This window comes from Shuttleworthella satelles DSM 14600 (genome assembly GCF_000160115.1).
Taxonomy (GTDB): Bacteria; Bacillota; Clostridia; order Lachnospirales; family Lachnospiraceae; genus Shuttleworthia; species Shuttleworthia satelles.
This window is the reverse complement of the sequence record NZ_GG665867.1, coordinates 387,445-403,251: the sequence shown is the minus strand read 5'-3', so window position 1 is coordinate 403,251 and position 15,807 is coordinate 387,445. Positions and strand designations below refer to the sequence as shown.

Genomic DNA, 15,807 nt, shown 5'->3' with positions numbered 1-15,807 from the left:
ATCTGTATCTATCCCAGTTACCGTCTTCGCACCACTGTAAATGATATTCTAAATGAAATTCTCCGGCCTCAATGTAAATTCCATGCTTTTTCAGGTCAGCCCCTTGTTCTGCAGACAAATCCCATACTTCTTCAGATCGACCCGACCGTCCTCCACATGGACTCCCTCTTGCTCAAGCAATTTGGCCTGCTGCCCCGCTCCTCCAAAGGCAAATTCTCCCGCCAGTTCTCCCTTAGCGTTGACCACGCGGAAACAGGGAATATGCAGGGGATCCGGATTCCTGTGCAAGGCGTTGCCGACTGCCCTAGCCATCTTTGGATTCCCGGCCATCTGCGCCACCTGCCCATATGTTGCCACACACCCCTTTGGGATCTTTCTGACCGCCTGATAGATGCGCTTTGCCGGAGAGTCCGTCACGAGATCATAGCTCTCCGCAATCATCCTTTTCATCTCCTGCTCCGGAATGCTTCCGTCAAGCAGAATCGTATTCCAGTGTTCCTTGTTCTGATGCCAGCCGAGAAGAACAGAGGCATAGGCATTTCTCCAGAAATCGCGCCATTCCGGGTCGACCTTGACATTGAGATTGACCAGGCCATTTCTCTCATAAACGGCCAAAAAGGTCTTCTTGCTCCCCCTTACCCGAACCAGCTGCCAGTCCGCCCTTGGAAAGGGCCTGTCCGTATAGGCTCCATCAAAGGTCAGACCATATTGGATTGCATCTTCTCTTGTCCTCATCTCATCTCTGCCCTCTGTCTCCCACATCATATTCTCATTGCTATATTTTGTCTAACCTTTTACAGCAAAAGAGCTGACTCCACATTCTGTGCATACATCAAAACACGCAGACAGAGTATGGAGTCAGCCCTCATATTCATGGCGATCCTGCGCACGCAAGGCCCGGAGCCAGCCAGAGGCAAGGTCAGGAGGCGGCAGGATCAGACTCTGAATTTTACAGCTGTACCGTAAACCATAATCTCTGCCGCGCTTTGCATAATCGAAGAAGAAGCATAGCGAACTCCGACGATTGCATCTGCCCCCAGCTTTTCTGCCTCCTCGATCATTCTGCTGTCAGCCTTGTCTCTCGCCTCTGCCATCATCTTGTTGTAGTTCTTGAGTTCTCCGCCAACCAGGGTCTTAAAACCAGCGCCGATATCCTTAAAAGCGTTGACGGTCTGGATGGTAGAACCCTTAACCATACCAAGCGTCATAAGTTCCTTGCCTTCAATAGCCTCTGTTGTCGTAAGCAGCATAGAAACCTCCCTGCATGAGCAGGAATGTAAGAAAACGTCAGATATCACTCACATATCACAGCTGCAATTCAATCCAGATACCATACATGATCATTGATATCCTGATATCCGTTTCCGCATCATTCCATTATCCCCTTTGTTACAGGCTCATCATACCATTTCGATGAAATTCTGTCACTCTCAGCGTTTCCTTAAAAGGTCAGACACACAGCCGCAGTCAATGCTTCGGAACCTTACAGACAGGCCAACATCTCACCACAAAATTCCATGATAGGAAATCAGCAGTGCCGCAAAAAGGAGCGCATAAAAAGCGACAAACATCCATTTCATTTTCACACATAGAGCAATAAATTCGCGAATAAATGCCGATGGAATATAATAGCCTGCCGTTGAACAGCCCAGGCCGTCTCCCTTGATTCCAATCTTCTTGGCATAAGTGCTCGTGCGAAACACGTGATAATCGTTGGTCACAAATAAAAAGCGGGGCTGATCCACCAGCTTCTCTCCTATTCGCTTGGAAAACAGCAGGTTCTCATAGGTTGTTTTTGATTGATCCTCTAGTAAAACCGCCTCTTTGGGAATGTCTGTCTCTTCCAGCAGATAATTCAAGATCGCCTGCGCCTCCGAAATCTTCTCATCCGGTCCCTGACCTCCGCTCGCAATCAGCTTCATATTGGGATTATTAGACTTCTTATATGCCTCTACCGCCTTGTCGATCCTGCGTTTTAAGAGAGGCGTCACTCTTTCTCCGTCTAAGAGACCTGCGCCATGAATAATGATAAAGTCATAGTGCTTTCGCTTTGGAATCAGCAGATACAAAATGGAATAAAGCATAAAACCGGCAAATGCAAAGCCAAAGATCAGATAGGAATAAACAAAGAAGATAAAAAAAATGTTGATCCAGTGATTCTGATAAAAATACAGATTGCTTCCATATGCCCGAATCAGTATCACTCCAAAAAAGGCGAAGATCAGAATCCCCATAATAAGCGAAAGAAAATTCGCCTTGGATTTACCCTCACGCTTCAATAGGACAATCCCGTTATAAACGAGGAATATGCCGCTGAGAAAAATCAAAAAGGGAATTCCCAAAAAGCAGACCATCAGAGCCAGCATATAGGAATTGCTGTTCCCGGACAGATAGCTAAGCTGTATTACTGACACAAGAGCAAAAAGCAGGCTGATAATCAAGAGGGCAGGATTTAAAAGGCTGCGGCTGTCCCTCCATATTGACAGAAGCAGCAGCAGAAAAACAACTCCGGTAGCGATGTATAAGATCATTTTTTCGTTTTCCTCCGCCTCTATGATAATTCATGCTCTTAAGATGTTCTCATCTTTTTAGATCTTACAGCTTAAAAGAAGTCATTTCATACGTCAATTCGATTCTCCTTTTTCTGCGTTCAAGCATGCTGATTCCTCCTCTTTTCCCCTGAAGAATAGACCATGAACCAGGTACAGAGTCAAGCATATTCTTCACCGCATTTCATTCTTTATTGTATCTTTTAAAGCCTGCATTGAGTCCTCAATGCGGCTTCGCTTCCACAGAAGATGGAAATCTTCTTATCGAAGATGAGCACTGGGAAAAGATGGATATACGCTACCGCTTTGCCGCATAATCAATTTGTTTGATAAGCCTTATTCCGCGCGCATTTTGCTCCGTATCCCCTTCCTCTTCGTATCCGTCATAGGGCGCATTCGGGTCATGCATACGCTTCCTGAACGGGGCGCAAAGTTCTGTCCTGTGCCGAAAGGCAAATTCCAAATCGTCCGTCCAGCCCGTGTGACCGGTGATAATCTTTATGGCTCCTGTCCTTCTTTTCAGCTTTCTTTCAAGCGCAGCCAGTGATTTGACTGAGAGCTGATTGCTCTCCGCCAGAGTACTGATGAAGCTGTAGCCCCCGTCCGCGCCAAACCAGATCGTATCACCCGTAAACAGGTACTGATCATCAATCAGGTAGACCATGTGCCCCCAGGTATGACCGGGAACCAGAATACATTCGATCTTGATTCCGTCAATCGTAATGACCTGCCCATCCGTCAGCAGAACCCGCCTGTTATCCATTTTCACCATGGGAAGTTTATAAAAGCCGTAGAGTACTTTCCGTCTTACTCGGCCGGTCAGATAGCGGTTTTCTATCTCACTGAGATATACGGTTGCGTCTTTGAACAGAAGATTACTGTCCTCTTCCAGGGCGCCGACATGGTCCGTATCCTGATGGGTGATGAGAATGTTTTGAATGGACACGGGATCTATATCCAGCCATCCCATCTTTTCACCCAGCCGCTCGTAATTGTACCCGGCATCAATCATAATTGTCCTGCCATTCTTCGTATAGAAGAAAATATTCGCAACCCATTCCCTCACGCAGGCAACATGTTCATCGATCCAGCCCGTATTCAGTGGTTTAAAAATCTCCTTACCGCGAAACACACGGCTCATGAATTTCTTCTGTTTCTCCGAGTCCTTCCTTGCCATCTGTAAATCCCCTTTCACCCTTCTGCGTTGATTTAAAATAAAAGCCTTTATTGATCCCTTATGTTGTTAGTATACTCTGACAATGACTGATAAAACACTCTTGGCGCCATATTTCAGTTTCTCCTGTCCTATGATGGGGATTTTATTACTTCCCAAAGATCTGCTTTACACGTAGGTGTCTATGTTTATACGATCATAGTACCTCCTGAAGTGATAAAAGAAGTAGAATAAAAAAGAACCGTTCGTTATCAAGCCATAATTGGGAGATCTGTATTTTGAGTAAACGAATCAACGAATATAAACACTATATTGCCGTCAACGCAGAAGAGACAAAGTCTGGTGCATCAGAAGATACCAATGCCTACATTCACAAATATTATGATGTAGAAGAAGACGAAATTCTAGCTTTCTGTCAGGAGAACTGCATCTCCTGCTTCATTTCCGGCAAAGAACTGGTTATCGAAACTCCTGTCAGCTTATGGAAGATTATTGTAAATGGTCAAAAGCACTTCCTTTTTCTCTATCATAAAAATGACATCGGAAGCACAGAAGACCCGATTCATGAGCTTGTTCCGGGATACCATTCACAAAAGTGCAGAAGGACCACGATTATAGGTTATCTCGAATACATTGTCGCACATGACCTATATCGGGATAGAAATCCTGCCCTAAGGCATAAGGCAGAAAAATCCGTCCCCAAAAAAGGAACAAATCGCTATAAAAGGGACATCCACAGAGAAAAAACAAGGAAGGGCAAGGAGGATATCAGCCATGTGCTTAAGCTACTGGATTCTCTGCACATGCAAGGCAAAAATTAATTACACTAACAAGATGAATATCTGATCATGTTCCTTACAATCAGCAGATCATCCGATAAGTCTTTTCCGGCTTACTGCTTTATATACCGTTGTGTCAGGCACAACTATTTATTTGTTATTCAGGATGACCTTATCTTCATCAAAGTCTGCCAGATACTTTTGAAACTCCGAGTCATCTCGTAGAAAATCGTACTCCGCGCTGGTTCTTAATTCAGCAATAAACATCGGAATAAATGATTTCCAATCATTCCTGACGGTTTCATGCGCAATTCGATAGAACACCGGGAAATCCGACATGGCCCACGGAGTGTTTACCGCCCTCATAATTTCTTTTATTGCGGCAAGGCTTTTTTGCTTGTCTTTCTCATAGAGTGCTATTTGCAGACGGGGAACGGCGCTCCCATACTGCCACAGTCCAAATTGAGAAATCATCTTCTAAATCATTTCACTGATTTGATTTGTTGACGGCAGGTGTAGATACGCCCAGATAATTTGCAATCTGCTCCTGGGTCAGGCCAGCATCCTTCCTGTATTTCTTGATTTGTTCGTTGATCTGCATACCATCGACCTCCTTGTGTCTCAATTATATAGCAGTAAAGACCGCATTTATATTAAGCGGTTATTAATTATGAGGTTATTTTCTTAACCACTGATTAAATCATTCTGTGCTGAGATAGAAAGAGCAGGACGCTGACAGTTTCATCCTTTCCCTCCGCAGAATCACACAAGATCGGTGATGAAATTTTCAACTAAAAAGCAGCAAAATACTCCTCTTATTTTTCCAGAGCCTGGTCGACATCCGCAATGATATCGCGAATATCTTCAATCCCCACAGACATACGGATCAGATCCGGGGATACACCGGCTGCCATCAGTTCCTCATCATTCATCTGCCGATGTGTCGTAGATGCCGGGTGCAGGACACAGGTTCTCGTGTCAGCCACATGAGTGACAATGGCAGCTAACGTAAGAGAATCCATGAACTGAACCGCTGCCTCTCTGCCGCCTGCAATACCGAATGAAATCACACCACAGGATCCCTTGGGCAGATATTTCTTAGCCAGGGCATACTGGCTGTCATTTTCCAGACCAGGGAAGGAAACCCAGGACACCTTGGGATGCTCTTTTAAATGCCGGGCAAGAGCCAGGGCATTTTCATAGTGTCTTTCCATTCGCAAGTGCAGGGTTTCCAGTCCGACACCGAGGTAGAAGGCATTTTGCGGAGAGGGAATGGATCCCAGATCGCGCATCAGGTTCGTTGTCATTTTGACAATATATGCCGCCTTTCCAAAGCTCTTGCTATATACGGTGCCATGGTATGTCTCGTCGGGACTTGTCAGCCCGGGAAATTTCTCACTGTACTTCGTCCAATCGAAATTGCCGGAATCCACAATGGCTCCGCCGACAGCATTCGCTGTGCCATTCATATACTTTGTCGTGGAGTGTGTGACAATATCTGCTCCCCATGTAAAGGGTCTGCAGAAGACCGGCGTAGGAAAGGTGTTGTCTACAATGAGCGGCACCCCATGCTTATGGGCAGCTTTCGCAAATTTCTCAATATCCAGGATTTGCAGAGATGGATTCGAAATCACTTCTCCAAAGACCAGCTTGGTGTTGGGCTTAAACTTGGACTCCAACTCTTCTTCGGAAATATCGGGATCTACAAAAGTAGCCTCGATGCCCATATTTTTCATCGTGTTCGCAATCAGATTATAGGTCCCGCCGTAAATGGCGGAAGACGCAATAACATGGTCGCCCGCATCCGCGATATTGAATATGGCATAAAAATTCGCCGCCTGGCCCGATGATGTTAAAATGGCCGCCACTCCGCCTTCCAGCTTGCAGATCTTGTCCGCAACCGCATCATTTGTCGGATTGGCAAGCCTTGTATAGAAATATCCCGACTCCTTTAAGTCGAAGAGGTCACCCATCTGCTTCGATGACTCGTACTTGTAAGTTGTCGACTGCACAATGGGAAGGACCCTGGGTTCTCCATTTTTCGGCTCATAGCCTCCCTGTACGCAGATTGTATTGATATGATAATTTTCCATTCGCGTTTCCTCCTTAGCCCAATACATATACTCTTTCTCCTTGTCCTGTCAAGCGAAGGAGCCGGCTTCCTGTTCCGATAAAGCGGGGTTACCCATCTATGTTTCATCACACCATATTTTTACCTTACGATATTCTTTGCTTTTGGCGTAGGCAAAGGCTTTTGAATTTCGAATATAGTCAAATATATTTTCGCTTAAATCCTCATCCCATATTGACTCACTCATCTTTTTATTCTCATCATCCGTCTCATAGAAAATATCGACATGGACTTGATAAAATTCTTCATCTTCATTTGGAAATTGTCTGACCAGGGAAATTTGAAACATGGGCTCATCTGCAAAAGATGTAAATGTTCCTGTTTCAAACAAAATCATATCTTCCTCAAGCGGTATACTGCACATCCGCTCAAATACATTGACGATTTCCTCTAATGAACTTCTCTCCGTTATTTTATTTTTCAAAAAACCAATCAGCTTATCCATTCGTCTCCTCTTTTTGTCCCTGTAAACCTGGATTTATTTTCTCTCTCGTCGCTGTGTTATATTCCGACTATTGTCTAACGTTATCGATGCTTTTCTAATCTTATCAACAACTCCTCAACTCCTCATCCGGTTCTGTGACACCGCTTGTATCTTTTGAATCATACCTGCGAAATCCCCGATACTGTCGCCATTTATATCATGAAATGACTGTAGACAAAACTCGTAAAATACCGTCTCTGTCAACCGCGTTGGCATAACTTATTTCCCTGCGATTTCTAAAATATCTCCCGAGAGGATAATTTGATACTGAAACTTTGGGTACTCCCGCTCTATTTCTTTTAGTTCTTCTTGAATCTCTTTTTCTTTGCGATGATCTGTATTCAATAATACACCAGGAATGCCACAAGATGCCGCAACCTGCATATCACTGGCAACCTCATTGCCGATCATGACACAATTACTTGCATTCAGCTCATTGTCATCAAGCAATTTCTGCATAAACGCCGTCTCCGGCTTACGCATTCCATAATCAGCAGAGATATACATATCGTCAAAATACGGTGTCAATCCACAGATTCCCATCTCGACTATGACGAAGGAACGCTGGGCATTGGACAGTAAGATCACTTGATTTCCCTCTTCCTTCAACATTTGCAGCACACGTACTGTATTTTTATATGGTTTGCAGCGAACTCTTGTCAGACGTCTGAACTCTGTCTCTACAAATAAAAGCCATGTATCAAAATCCCGGATTGCCAATCGGTCTCCTTCGCGCCTAGGAGCTTCATCATACAGACGTTGAAATACATTTTTAAACTGAATATCAACATATGTGCCGGGATGAATCGCTTCAACACGTTTCCATTCCTCTTGATCAAACTTTAAATATGCTTGTCTGAACTCTTCCGGTGTATAGATGGCACCATAACATGCATATATGTCCGATAGCGTTTCCCATATCTCGCCATTCTGTAATTCGGTATGAATATCAATCAAAGTTCCATACAAGTCAAATATATATGTTTTTATCTGATTCCTCCCGGGATATCTCCATGCGTCTCTCCTCCCTCCATGCGTCTCTCCTCCCTCCATGCCTTCCTATCATAGCAGACTGCCGACAGACCATCAGACAGCACTCCGTATTTTCACGCCCAGTGATAATAAAGTTTCCATGTCACTTGAACTGCTCGTACCAAAGGGATTGAACGATAAAAATCCGTTGATTGTCCTATACTCTTCTGGTCTGGCTCGAAAGGATATCTGGCCAACATCAGAAAATATATCTATTCTGATCACCCTGTCCCGGACGGCATTCATTCTGCAATGCAAAATCGGTCCGGACACAATTTGCCTTCCATTCTCCCAAATCTTAATATCGGCACCGACAAGTTCAACTACATAGTCTTTCACCAGATGATTTCGCATTCTTTTCATAAGAAAACATGTCACAACTAATCCCGGTAAAAATGCAATAAGCCCTGACAGTCTGTGTTCCGAAAACATATTCCCTCTTGTGTAAAACAAGATGAGATATGTTATCAAAGCCGGCATCCCAACAATTACCGGAAGCCCTAATCCCATGATCATGTCAGATTTTGACGTTCCTGATTTGAATTTATAAGTTAACACGATCGACCTCCATACCAGCAAATCAAATATCTCTGCACAGGACGAACGATGCCATTATTTTTATCCGCTAATGTTTGCAATCATCTATTCTATGCAGCATCTATGCCGGGCCTTCTTAAATTCGTCTGCACCTATAATTTATCATATCATTTCTCAACTCCCAAGATCGTTTTGGGGAACATGTGCTCATCTATATTAAAGTTGTCTGCAAGCAGATGCAGAAGGCCAGGATCCTGAAATGTAAACCTCATGTATCATTAAAGTGATCACCGGCGTCCGGCACTGTGGCAAATCCTGTCTTATGGATACAATTGCAGAAGAGCTCAAGAGGTTCAGCTTGAATAGCCTGAAATCCCGCCTTTTCAGTTACCAGCCCCAAAGATACCAGCTCGACCATCGGAACACCAGATAATATGGTTCAACCGTCCGCTCACTTTCACCTGAGGGGGCGTAATACAGAAACTTGATCAAATGCCTGTCTCCGATCGCGTCCTGTATGGTCTATATCTTAGGAGCAAGCGAATCTCTGTACCACGATGACAGATCTATCAGTATAGAATCCCTGCCGGTGATAAACTCAGAGGATCCCGTCTGAATCTTCTCCATCAGCTGACCGTAATAGCTGCTTCCGCTGAATGAACAACTGAAAACAGCTGACGGAAACAGAGGATTCCATCAGCTGTATACATTACAAATGACTATTCATTGCAATTTTTATCCAATCATCTGAAAATATTTCAATGCATTTTCAATCGCCGCAGCTTTTACCTCCGGACACTGTAGCTGCCTGCCCCTTCTTTTTCCTGCACCCACTCCTGGATCTCCCGATAGATCCCCTTATTCTCCGCCGCCGTCACATCCATCTCATCCATATCGACCTTCAGGCGGATATGATTCTTAGCTTCGGAGAGTTTGGATAATAAGCACACCGTCTCAACTTGCTTATCATTGTCCAAACCTATATTTAAATCTTCATCGATGATAGGAAGTTTAAAAGTAATTGATTTTAGCCATTGCCCATTCGGTTGCTTTTCTTCGTAAATTTGAATTTCAGAAATCAAAGCTGTAATTAACTGTCTACGCTCTACATCATTCATTACCTTGTAAATTTTATCAAAATAGATCAAAATCTTATATATGTTATCTCCTGTAAGTTTCTCAGCTTCAATAGTTTGTTTCTTTGCTTTCGCATCAATTAACAATGATTCTAAGTCTTCAATCTTATCATACATACGATAAAGTCTATCGTCTAAGTCCTGTTTTCTTCGTTTGTAGTGCTTATCATCAGCATCTAAATTATCTATTTCCTCAATTAGCTTAAATTTCGTAGAATGGCTCTTCCTCAATTCTTTCTGGTAATTATCTATCTCTTTTTCTATTTCAGAGGTATCTACCTTCATGTTAATTTTTTCTTGCATCATAGAAGCAAATTTGGGATTGCTTACTATCTTTATAATTACCTCAGCAACTGCATCATCTAACAATTCTTCTCTGATTTGTTTATTGTAAGTACATTTATGACCTCTTATCATATGCCTATGTTTACAGCCATAGTAATAAAAATCTTTATACTTTGTACCATCTTTCTTTTTCTTGATACATTTGTTTCCAAACATTCCCACTCCACATATCGGGCATTTTACAATTCCTGATAACAAATGGGTTCTAACATCTTTTCCCTTATTCACATGCTCATATTTCTTTGCTTGTGATTTTAATTTAACCTGAGCAGCCTGCCACAGCTCATCAGAAATTATAGCTTCATGAATACCTTCAGCTATTAAATATTCATCTTGTTCAACTTGCTTATATTCATTTCTTGTACCATGAACTTTTTCTAAAGTTCTTCTTCCAAAGGCTATCTTCCCGTTATATACAGGATTCTTTAATATCTTTCTTATAAGACCCGCATCAAATAATGGATTTTTCCCATTCTGTCTTGGAATTTTTCTTATTCCATGATTTTCTAGGTATTTAGAAAGTCCATTCGCTCCAATGGTTGTGTTAACATATTGATCGAAAATAGTTCTTATAGCTACAGCTTCTTCTTCATTGATAAACAGTTTTCCATCGACAAGCTGATACCCATACGGGGCAAACCCTCCGTTCCATTTTCCCTCTCTTGCCTTTTGAATGCGACCTTCCATTGTTTGAACACGAATATTTTCTCTTTCAATTTCAGCCACAGCTGATAAAACTGAAATCATCAATTTACCTGCATCTTTGGATGAATCAATCCCATCCTCAACACAAATCAAATTGACTCCAAAATCTTGCATTGTTTGTAGAGTTGATAAAACATCAGCAGCATTTCTTGCAAATCTTGACAGCTTAAACACAAGAACAAAAGATACTCCATCCTTTCCGGATTTTATATCTTCCATCATGCGAGTAAACTGTATTCTTCCCTCAATAGATTTTCCAGACTTGCCCGCATCTTCGTATTCACCAACAATCTCATAATCATTATAGAGAGCAAAAGCTTTCATTCTTGATTTTTGTGCCTCTAAAGAATAACCGTCTATCTGTATTGATGTAGATACTCTTGTATAGAGGTATACTTTTATTTTTTCTTTTGACATAGCATTAACCTCAATATCCTTTTTCTATATCTTTATATTTTTTCCAATTATGGTTTGGACTTATATATCAAGTATATTATATCACTTTTATTACTTTCCCTCAATCTGTGTTTTTACCATGTCAAATTTATTTTTACCTTCTGTACTTTTTACTGGAGTTGGATTTGGAAGATTATCTAAATCTAAAACTCCAGCATATTTTGTAATCAGATTTGCTATCAAATCAGCCAATCCATTCCAGTCATTATCCACTAAGACACCTCCTCCGCTTTAAATCGTCTATAATCACATATTATTTTTCTTACTAAGTTTTATGACATTGGTAGGTGCATTGGCTGCTACATAGGAATCTCACCTCTGCCCCTTGTTCCAGACGAGGCAGCTTAAACTATTGAAGTATCATTATCACCACTTACATCATCGAAATAAGCTGCCACGCTTATCTTTTATGTATTCCTATCTATCGCTCGTTTTCTTCTAACCTCGACAATATGCCGGTACTCATTTAAACCGATTTTCATCAGCAGAAAAGTCTTGGCGTAGGTCATAACTCTCAGTAAATGGATAAAGTCCTACCTTGGTCTATTCAGTTGTCAAAGAGCAATATTTGAAAGGGATTGTTTTCTTTACATTTTCCTATTTGCCATAAACAAGCATATCTCTTACCCAAGAAAGTAAAGGAGGTCAAACTCCCCTTCACTTTACATAAGGAAAATTTGACCCCTTTGGTTACCGAAGTTTTAAAGTTCTTCGATAATTTTTTTCAGCTTTTCAAGAATTTTGTTTCTTCTTTTGATTAAAGCCGGATGTGTAATACTTTTGAGCTTTGCCACTGAACGAACAGTTTCATCATTAAAATACAAACGTTCAATAATATCCTTTTCTTCTGCATTAAGTCTTGATATAGCATTTTTGACTGCTTCAATCATCATCTGTGTTTCAACAATCTTTTCTACATCAACACTTTCATCAACAATATTATCTACAAAGTGTCCGTCATGGTCCAATGATGAAAAAAAGAGCAAGTGGTTTTTCTTGTCCACCTGCTCTAAATACTTCTCGTGTTCTCTTTCCCGCCAGTAGACTTTGTATATCTGCTTGCTGACTCTGACCTTTTGCCCGTTGACATAAAGGTAATATTCTTTTGACATATATGTTTCCTCCATTTCTTTTTTGTCTGCGTTTTAAGACAAAAAAGGAGGACTCCTGCACATAGGCATAAGAAGTCCTCGAAAATGAAAGAAACTTGTTCTTTCTCTATATTTTAAATTTAATTTTTCATGATAATTACCAGTGCCAAAAAGGTCTATTGTTTTTTTCTATATGAATAACAGACCCTAAATAACACATAGCAATTACCCCCGTTATTCAATCCATTTTCCCCTCATAAACATATCTCCTATCTTAGCTAATTCATGTAATTGAATACTTAATAACTAATTATATCTTTTGCTTTTTCTATTAGTTTTTTTGTACTATCGAAATCAATTGAATTCTCCAATTCTGTATTTTTAATTACAGCATCTAAATATGAACTATAAACTATCTCATGATTTCTATTAGGCTTACCTCCTAAAAGCAAGTTCTCTTCAATCCAGTTATCAATTTTATTAAAATATTGATCCCCTTTGATTTCAAAAGATTGTTTCCCTCTCTCCAAAAGAATTTGTAAGTACTTTTCTATATACTTATTAGCTAAATTAAAGTTTTTATCATTGTTATAATGCATAGCTAAGGCCAAATAAAAATTCAAAGCCATAGCTACATTAATTTCTACCAAGTTAAATGTTTCTATTAAATCTTCAGTTTTTTCACAAGTTGCACACCAATTATCATTTTTAAGATTGCTTTTCATTAGCAATAAGGTGACTAGCTCAACAACATTTTTTAGAATGAACACCTGTAATTTTGCATCCACAAATTCATCCTCTTGAGTTTGCAGATAAGCAGATGCAAGCAAGCATTCTGTTGATAAAAGTAATTCGTCCGATGAAGGTAAAATTTCAATCGTCTCTTTTGCCTGACCTAATTGAAGAAGGCATACCCCTCTCATATTTAGTGCTTTTTTAGTTAATGTATTATTCTTAGAGTGATCAATTACCCTTTTAAATATTTCATTTGCATATTTTAAGTATTCTTGCTTTTTATCTCCTTCACCAACCAAATCACAGTGATTAACTATCAATGTTCCCATATAATAAAGCAATTCAAAGCATGAATAATATTGATTTATTGTCAATTTAATATCCCTAATAACTTCATCAATTCCATTCTTTGTAATATCTTTTGAAAAATCCTCATATATTTTTTTTATTTGTTCTAGTGATAATTGAGGCTCATAACCAATCAACTCATCTACTGTAACGTTAAAAAATGTTGCAAGTTTTGGTAACAATAAAATATCCGGATAACTCTGACCGGTCTCCCATTTTGAAACAGAAGCTTTTGTAACCATCATGAAATCAGCTAGTTCTTCCTGTGTTATATTTTTTTCTTTTCTTCTTTGATAAATATTCTCCGCAATTTTCAACATATGATTCACTCCTTTTTATGACATTTCCTTTTTATTTAATACAATAATAGAACTAATAATACAAATAATTATTAAACCAAATGTTGTAAAAATATAGATAAAATAGTCATTAAACCCGATCCCCTTAATTATATTTATAGGCTTTACAAGTAACGCAATCGGCATATATTTTACAATTTCTTCTTTTAGAGAAAGAATAAATTGTATCACTACAGCACCTGCGACGAATAATAATGTCCCTATCACATTTTCAGTAATGACACTGCCTAGTATCTCTAATGCAATCAAAAATATTCCAAAAATTAGCGGAAGTAATACTGCCAAGAGAATATTCTCAATGAGAAATTTATTGCCAAAAAAATACTTTGTATATCCAAATGCTATAAGAAAGCAAATACAATATGAAAGAATCCACATGATTGCATTAAAAAAACATTTTGATATTATTACTTGATATCTTGGTAACCCCTTTGATAGCAAATTTATTAAAGTTCCTTTTTGAATCTCATTCGTAACTTGTGTACTGAACATAATCACAAGACCAAACATTCCTATCTGGTTAACGTTCTTAAAAAATTGTACCCAAGAATCAATTTCTGTTGGAGTATTAGCCTTGATATCAATGCCATCAGTTGCAATAGCTTGAAAGATTTGAGGAGTCAGTTTTGCTGTAAGTGGACTTATCAATCCAATAAATATAAACAACAATAAAAGTCCCAACATCTTTTTTGTCCTAATATTTTCAATTGATTCTTTTTTTATCAGTGAAAAAAATATTCTCATGACTTAATTACCTCCATAAAAATATTTTCTAGTGTTGGCTCTTTTACACTAAACTCAATAGGGAGAATATTCTCATTATGAAGTTCAGATAATATATCAAATGCTTTCTTTTCGGAATCTACTTCTAAAAAACTAAGCGTACTTTCTTCCTCCTTAAAATTCATTTTCGAAATAACATTGTTGTTTTTAAACTTATTCAACTCATCAATAGATTTAAACCTTATCTCAATTTCATTTGTACGTTTCATATTCTTCAGCTCATCTATTGAGCCTTCTAATACGTTTTTACCGCCATCTAAGACAACAACATGATCACAAATTGCTTCAACATCAGATAAAATATGCGTAGAAAAAACAACCGTCGTTGTTGATTTTATTTTTCTAATGATCTCTAATATTTCTTTTCTGCCCACCGGATCAAGAGCCGAAGTAGGTTCGTCACAAATCAATAATTTAGGACTATTTAAAAGAGCTTGTGCAATTCCTAAACGTTGTTTCATACCTCTAGAAAAACCATGTATTCTTTTGTCAATTCCATTCAATCCAACTAATTCTAATAATTCCTTACTTTTTTTTACTATCTCATCATTATTAAGCCCAGTTATAGAACCACATAATTTAAGATATTCTTTTGGTGTCATGTAATCATAAAACTCAGGCACATCTGGCAAATAACCTATAAATCTATTAGTGTTTGTCTGACCATATTTTACTTTTTCTCCAAATACTTCAATAGAACCCTCATCAATTTTCAAAAATCCCAAAATCATTTTCATTGTTGTCGTCTTACCCGCACCATTTTTTCCCAAAAATCCAAATATTGTTTTTTCAGGAATAGCTAAAGACAGTCCATTCAAAATATTATGACTTCCAAAAGATTTAGATAGATTTTCTATTTTAAGAGCATCCATTATTCATTATCCTTTCCTATCGTTAGATACAAAATAGGACCAATAATTTGTATTAAAACAACTATAACAATCCACATTGTCTTGTTTCCAAATTTAAACTTGTTGTGTTTTAATACATGGCTCAATGCGTAAATCATAAGCCCAATTTCCAAAACAACTATCGGTATTAATATTGGTAAATATTCTCTAATAAACTCCATTTTAAGTCCTCCTTACATTATCCTTATGTTATTTATATTATAGCAGTTAACTTTATTAACTTTCAAGAAACTATTGGTTGATTTTTTAGCC

At 39.3% G+C, this 15,807-nt stretch carries 17 protein-coding genes and 2 pseudogenes; 1 reads left to right on the top strand and 18 read right to left on the bottom strand.

All coding sequences use genetic code 11. The annotated features are described in order from the left end of the window. Positions 1–90: 90 nt before the first annotated feature. From GCWU000342_RS08625 to GCWU000342_RS08610, 4 genes are all read right to left on the bottom strand, one after another. Entirely contained in the window at positions 91–735 is a 645-nt protein-coding gene (locus GCWU000342_RS08625) for a methylated-DNA--[protein]-cysteine S-methyltransferase (protein ID WP_045001146.1), read from the bottom strand. Positions 736–935: 200 nt separating this feature from the next. Continuing rightward, positions 936–1,250, bottom strand: coding sequence for a YbjQ family protein (locus GCWU000342_RS08620; RefSeq protein ID WP_006907010.1), 315 nt, complete (start codon positions 1,248–1,250; stop codon positions 936–938). 252 nt (positions 1,251–1,502) lie between these two features. After that, on the bottom strand, positions 1,503–2,531 hold the full coding sequence (locus tag GCWU000342_RS08615; protein WP_006907009.1) for a YdcF family protein: 1,029 nt from the start codon (positions 2,529–2,531) through the stop codon (positions 1,503–1,505). A gap of 316 nt (positions 2,532–2,847) precedes the next feature. Then, the gene (locus GCWU000342_RS08610; RefSeq protein WP_006907006.1) at positions 2,848–3,726 is read right to left on the bottom strand and encodes an MBL fold metallo-hydrolase; all 879 of its coding nucleotides are present in this window, start codon (positions 3,724–3,726) and stop codon (positions 2,848–2,850) included. Positions 3,727–4,001: 275 nt separating this feature from the next. Here GCWU000342_RS08610 and GCWU000342_RS08605 point away from each other — a divergent pair, with 275 nt between their 5' ends. Then, entirely contained in the window at positions 4,002–4,544 is a 543-nt protein-coding gene (locus tag GCWU000342_RS08605) for a hypothetical protein (protein ID WP_006907005.1), read from the top strand. Between the two features lie 108 nt (positions 4,545–4,652). Here the strand turns inward: GCWU000342_RS08605 and GCWU000342_RS08600 are convergent, their stop codons facing one another. From GCWU000342_RS08600 to GCWU000342_RS08540, 14 genes and pseudogenes are all read right to left on the bottom strand, one after another. Further along, on the bottom strand, positions 4,653–4,976 hold the full coding sequence (locus GCWU000342_RS08600) for a hypothetical protein (RefSeq protein WP_006907004.1): 324 nt from the start codon (positions 4,974–4,976) through the stop codon (positions 4,653–4,655). Between the two features lie 25 nt (positions 4,977–5,001). Further along, positions 5,002–5,103: pseudogene (locus GCWU000342_RS08595) on the bottom strand (helix-turn-helix domain-containing protein); the annotation flags it as partial. 214 nt (positions 5,104–5,317) lie between these two features. Continuing rightward, on the bottom strand, positions 5,318–6,595 hold the full coding sequence (locus GCWU000342_RS08590) for an O-acetylhomoserine aminocarboxypropyltransferase/cysteine synthase family protein (RefSeq protein ID WP_045000963.1): 1,278 nt from the start codon (positions 6,593–6,595) through the stop codon (positions 5,318–5,320). 96 nt (positions 6,596–6,691) lie between these two features. After that, complete coding sequence (locus tag GCWU000342_RS08585) at positions 6,692–7,078, bottom strand: hypothetical protein (RefSeq protein WP_006907001.1); 387 nt, start codon at positions 7,076–7,078, stop codon at positions 6,692–6,694. 258 nt (positions 7,079–7,336) lie between these two features. Then, complete coding sequence (locus GCWU000342_RS08580; protein ID WP_006906999.1) at positions 7,337–8,170, bottom strand: HAD family hydrolase; 834 nt, start codon at positions 8,168–8,170, stop codon at positions 7,337–7,339. Positions 8,171–8,203: 33 nt separating this feature from the next. Next, complete coding sequence (locus tag GCWU000342_RS08575; protein WP_049921704.1) at positions 8,204–8,707, bottom strand: hypothetical protein; 504 nt, start codon at positions 8,705–8,707, stop codon at positions 8,204–8,206. Between the two features lie 369 nt (positions 8,708–9,076). Beyond that, a pseudogene (locus GCWU000342_RS11015) lies at positions 9,077–9,346 on the bottom strand (WYL domain-containing protein); the annotation flags it as partial. A 125-nt stretch (positions 9,347–9,471) separates the two neighbouring features. Further along, positions 9,472–11,289: a recombinase family protein gene (locus GCWU000342_RS08570; protein WP_006906995.1), complete on the bottom strand. Its 1,818-nt coding sequence runs from the start codon at positions 11,287–11,289 to the stop codon at positions 9,472–9,474. A 90-nt stretch (positions 11,290–11,379) separates the two neighbouring features. Next, complete coding sequence (locus tag GCWU000342_RS10560) at positions 11,380–11,541, bottom strand: hypothetical protein (RefSeq protein WP_006906994.1); 162 nt, start codon at positions 11,539–11,541, stop codon at positions 11,380–11,382. A gap of 488 nt (positions 11,542–12,029) precedes the next feature. Next, positions 12,030–12,440 carry a sigma-70 RNA polymerase sigma factor region 4 domain-containing protein gene (locus tag GCWU000342_RS08560; RefSeq protein WP_045000961.1) on the bottom strand — a complete coding sequence of 137 codons (411 nt, stop codon included), beginning with the start codon at positions 12,438–12,440 and terminating at the stop codon, positions 12,030–12,032. Between the two features lie 278 nt (positions 12,441–12,718). Further along, positions 12,719–13,822, bottom strand: a complete 1,104-nt coding sequence (locus GCWU000342_RS08555; RefSeq protein ID WP_006906992.1) for a helix-turn-helix domain-containing protein — start codon at positions 13,820–13,822, stop codon at positions 12,719–12,721. A 15-nt stretch (positions 13,823–13,837) separates the two neighbouring features. Beyond that, a complete protein-coding gene (locus GCWU000342_RS08550; RefSeq protein WP_006906991.1) occupies positions 13,838–14,605 on the bottom strand; it encodes an ABC transporter permease subunit in 768 nt (255 codons plus the stop codon). Further along, positions 14,602–15,516, bottom strand: coding sequence for an ABC transporter ATP-binding protein (locus GCWU000342_RS08545; protein ID WP_006906990.1), 915 nt, complete (start codon positions 15,514–15,516; stop codon positions 14,602–14,604). Before GCWU000342_RS08545 ends, GCWU000342_RS08550 begins: the two co-directional genes overlap by 4 nt. Further along, positions 15,516–15,716, bottom strand: coding sequence for a PLDc N-terminal domain-containing protein (locus GCWU000342_RS08540; RefSeq protein WP_006906989.1), 201 nt, complete (start codon positions 15,714–15,716; stop codon positions 15,516–15,518). Before GCWU000342_RS08540 ends, GCWU000342_RS08545 begins: the two co-directional genes overlap by 1 nt. Positions 15,717–15,807: the final 91 nt, after the last annotated feature.

What these genes read in the sequence shown, in the direction of transcription:
- GCWU000342_RS08625 (WP_045001146.1), bottom strand. Translation starts at nt 735, where the DNA reads ATGAGGACAAGAGAAGATGCAATCCAATATGGTCTGACCTTTGATGGA.
- GCWU000342_RS08620 (WP_006907010.1), bottom strand. Translation starts at nt 1,250, where the DNA reads ATGCTGCTTACGACAACAGAGGCTATTGAAGGCAAGGAACTTATGACG.
- GCWU000342_RS08615 (WP_006907009.1), bottom strand. Translation starts at nt 2,531, where the DNA reads ATGATCTTATACATCGCTACCGGAGTTGTTTTTCTGCTGCTGCTTCTG.
- GCWU000342_RS08610 (WP_006907006.1), bottom strand. Translation starts at nt 3,726, where the DNA reads ATGGCAAGGAAGGACTCGGAGAAACAGAAGAAATTCATGAGCCGTGTG.
- GCWU000342_RS08600 (WP_006907004.1), bottom strand. Translation starts at nt 4,976, where the DNA reads ATGATTTCTCAATTTGGACTGTGGCAGTATGGGAGCGCCGTTCCCCGT.
- GCWU000342_RS08590 (WP_045000963.1), bottom strand. Translation starts at nt 6,595, where the DNA reads ATGGAAAATTATCATATCAATACAATCTGCGTACAGGGAGGCTATGAG.
- GCWU000342_RS08585 (WP_006907001.1), bottom strand. Translation starts at nt 7,078, where the DNA reads ATGGATAAGCTGATTGGTTTTTTGAAAAATAAAATAACGGAGAGAAGT.
- GCWU000342_RS08580 (WP_006906999.1), bottom strand. Translation starts at nt 8,170, where the DNA reads ATGGAGGGAGGAGAGACGCATGGAGGGAGGAGAGACGCATGGAGATAT.
- GCWU000342_RS08570 (WP_006906995.1), bottom strand. Translation starts at nt 11,289, where the DNA reads ATGTCAAAAGAAAAAATAAAAGTATACCTCTATACAAGAGTATCTACA.
- GCWU000342_RS08560 (WP_045000961.1), bottom strand. Translation starts at nt 12,440, where the DNA reads ATGTCAAAAGAATATTACCTTTATGTCAACGGGCAAAAGGTCAGAGTC.
- GCWU000342_RS08555 (WP_006906992.1), bottom strand. Translation starts at nt 13,822, where the DNA reads ATGTTGAAAATTGCGGAGAATATTTATCAAAGAAGAAAAGAAAAAAAT.
- GCWU000342_RS08550 (WP_006906991.1), bottom strand. Translation starts at nt 14,605, where the DNA reads ATGAGAATATTTTTTTCACTGATAAAAAAAGAATCAATTGAAAATATT.
- GCWU000342_RS08545 (WP_006906990.1), bottom strand. Translation starts at nt 15,516, where the DNA reads ATGGATGCTCTTAAAATAGAAAATCTATCTAAATCTTTTGGAAGTCAT.
- GCWU000342_RS08540 (WP_006906989.1), bottom strand. Translation starts at nt 15,716, where the DNA reads ATGGAGTTTATTAGAGAATATTTACCAATATTAATACCGATAGTTGTT.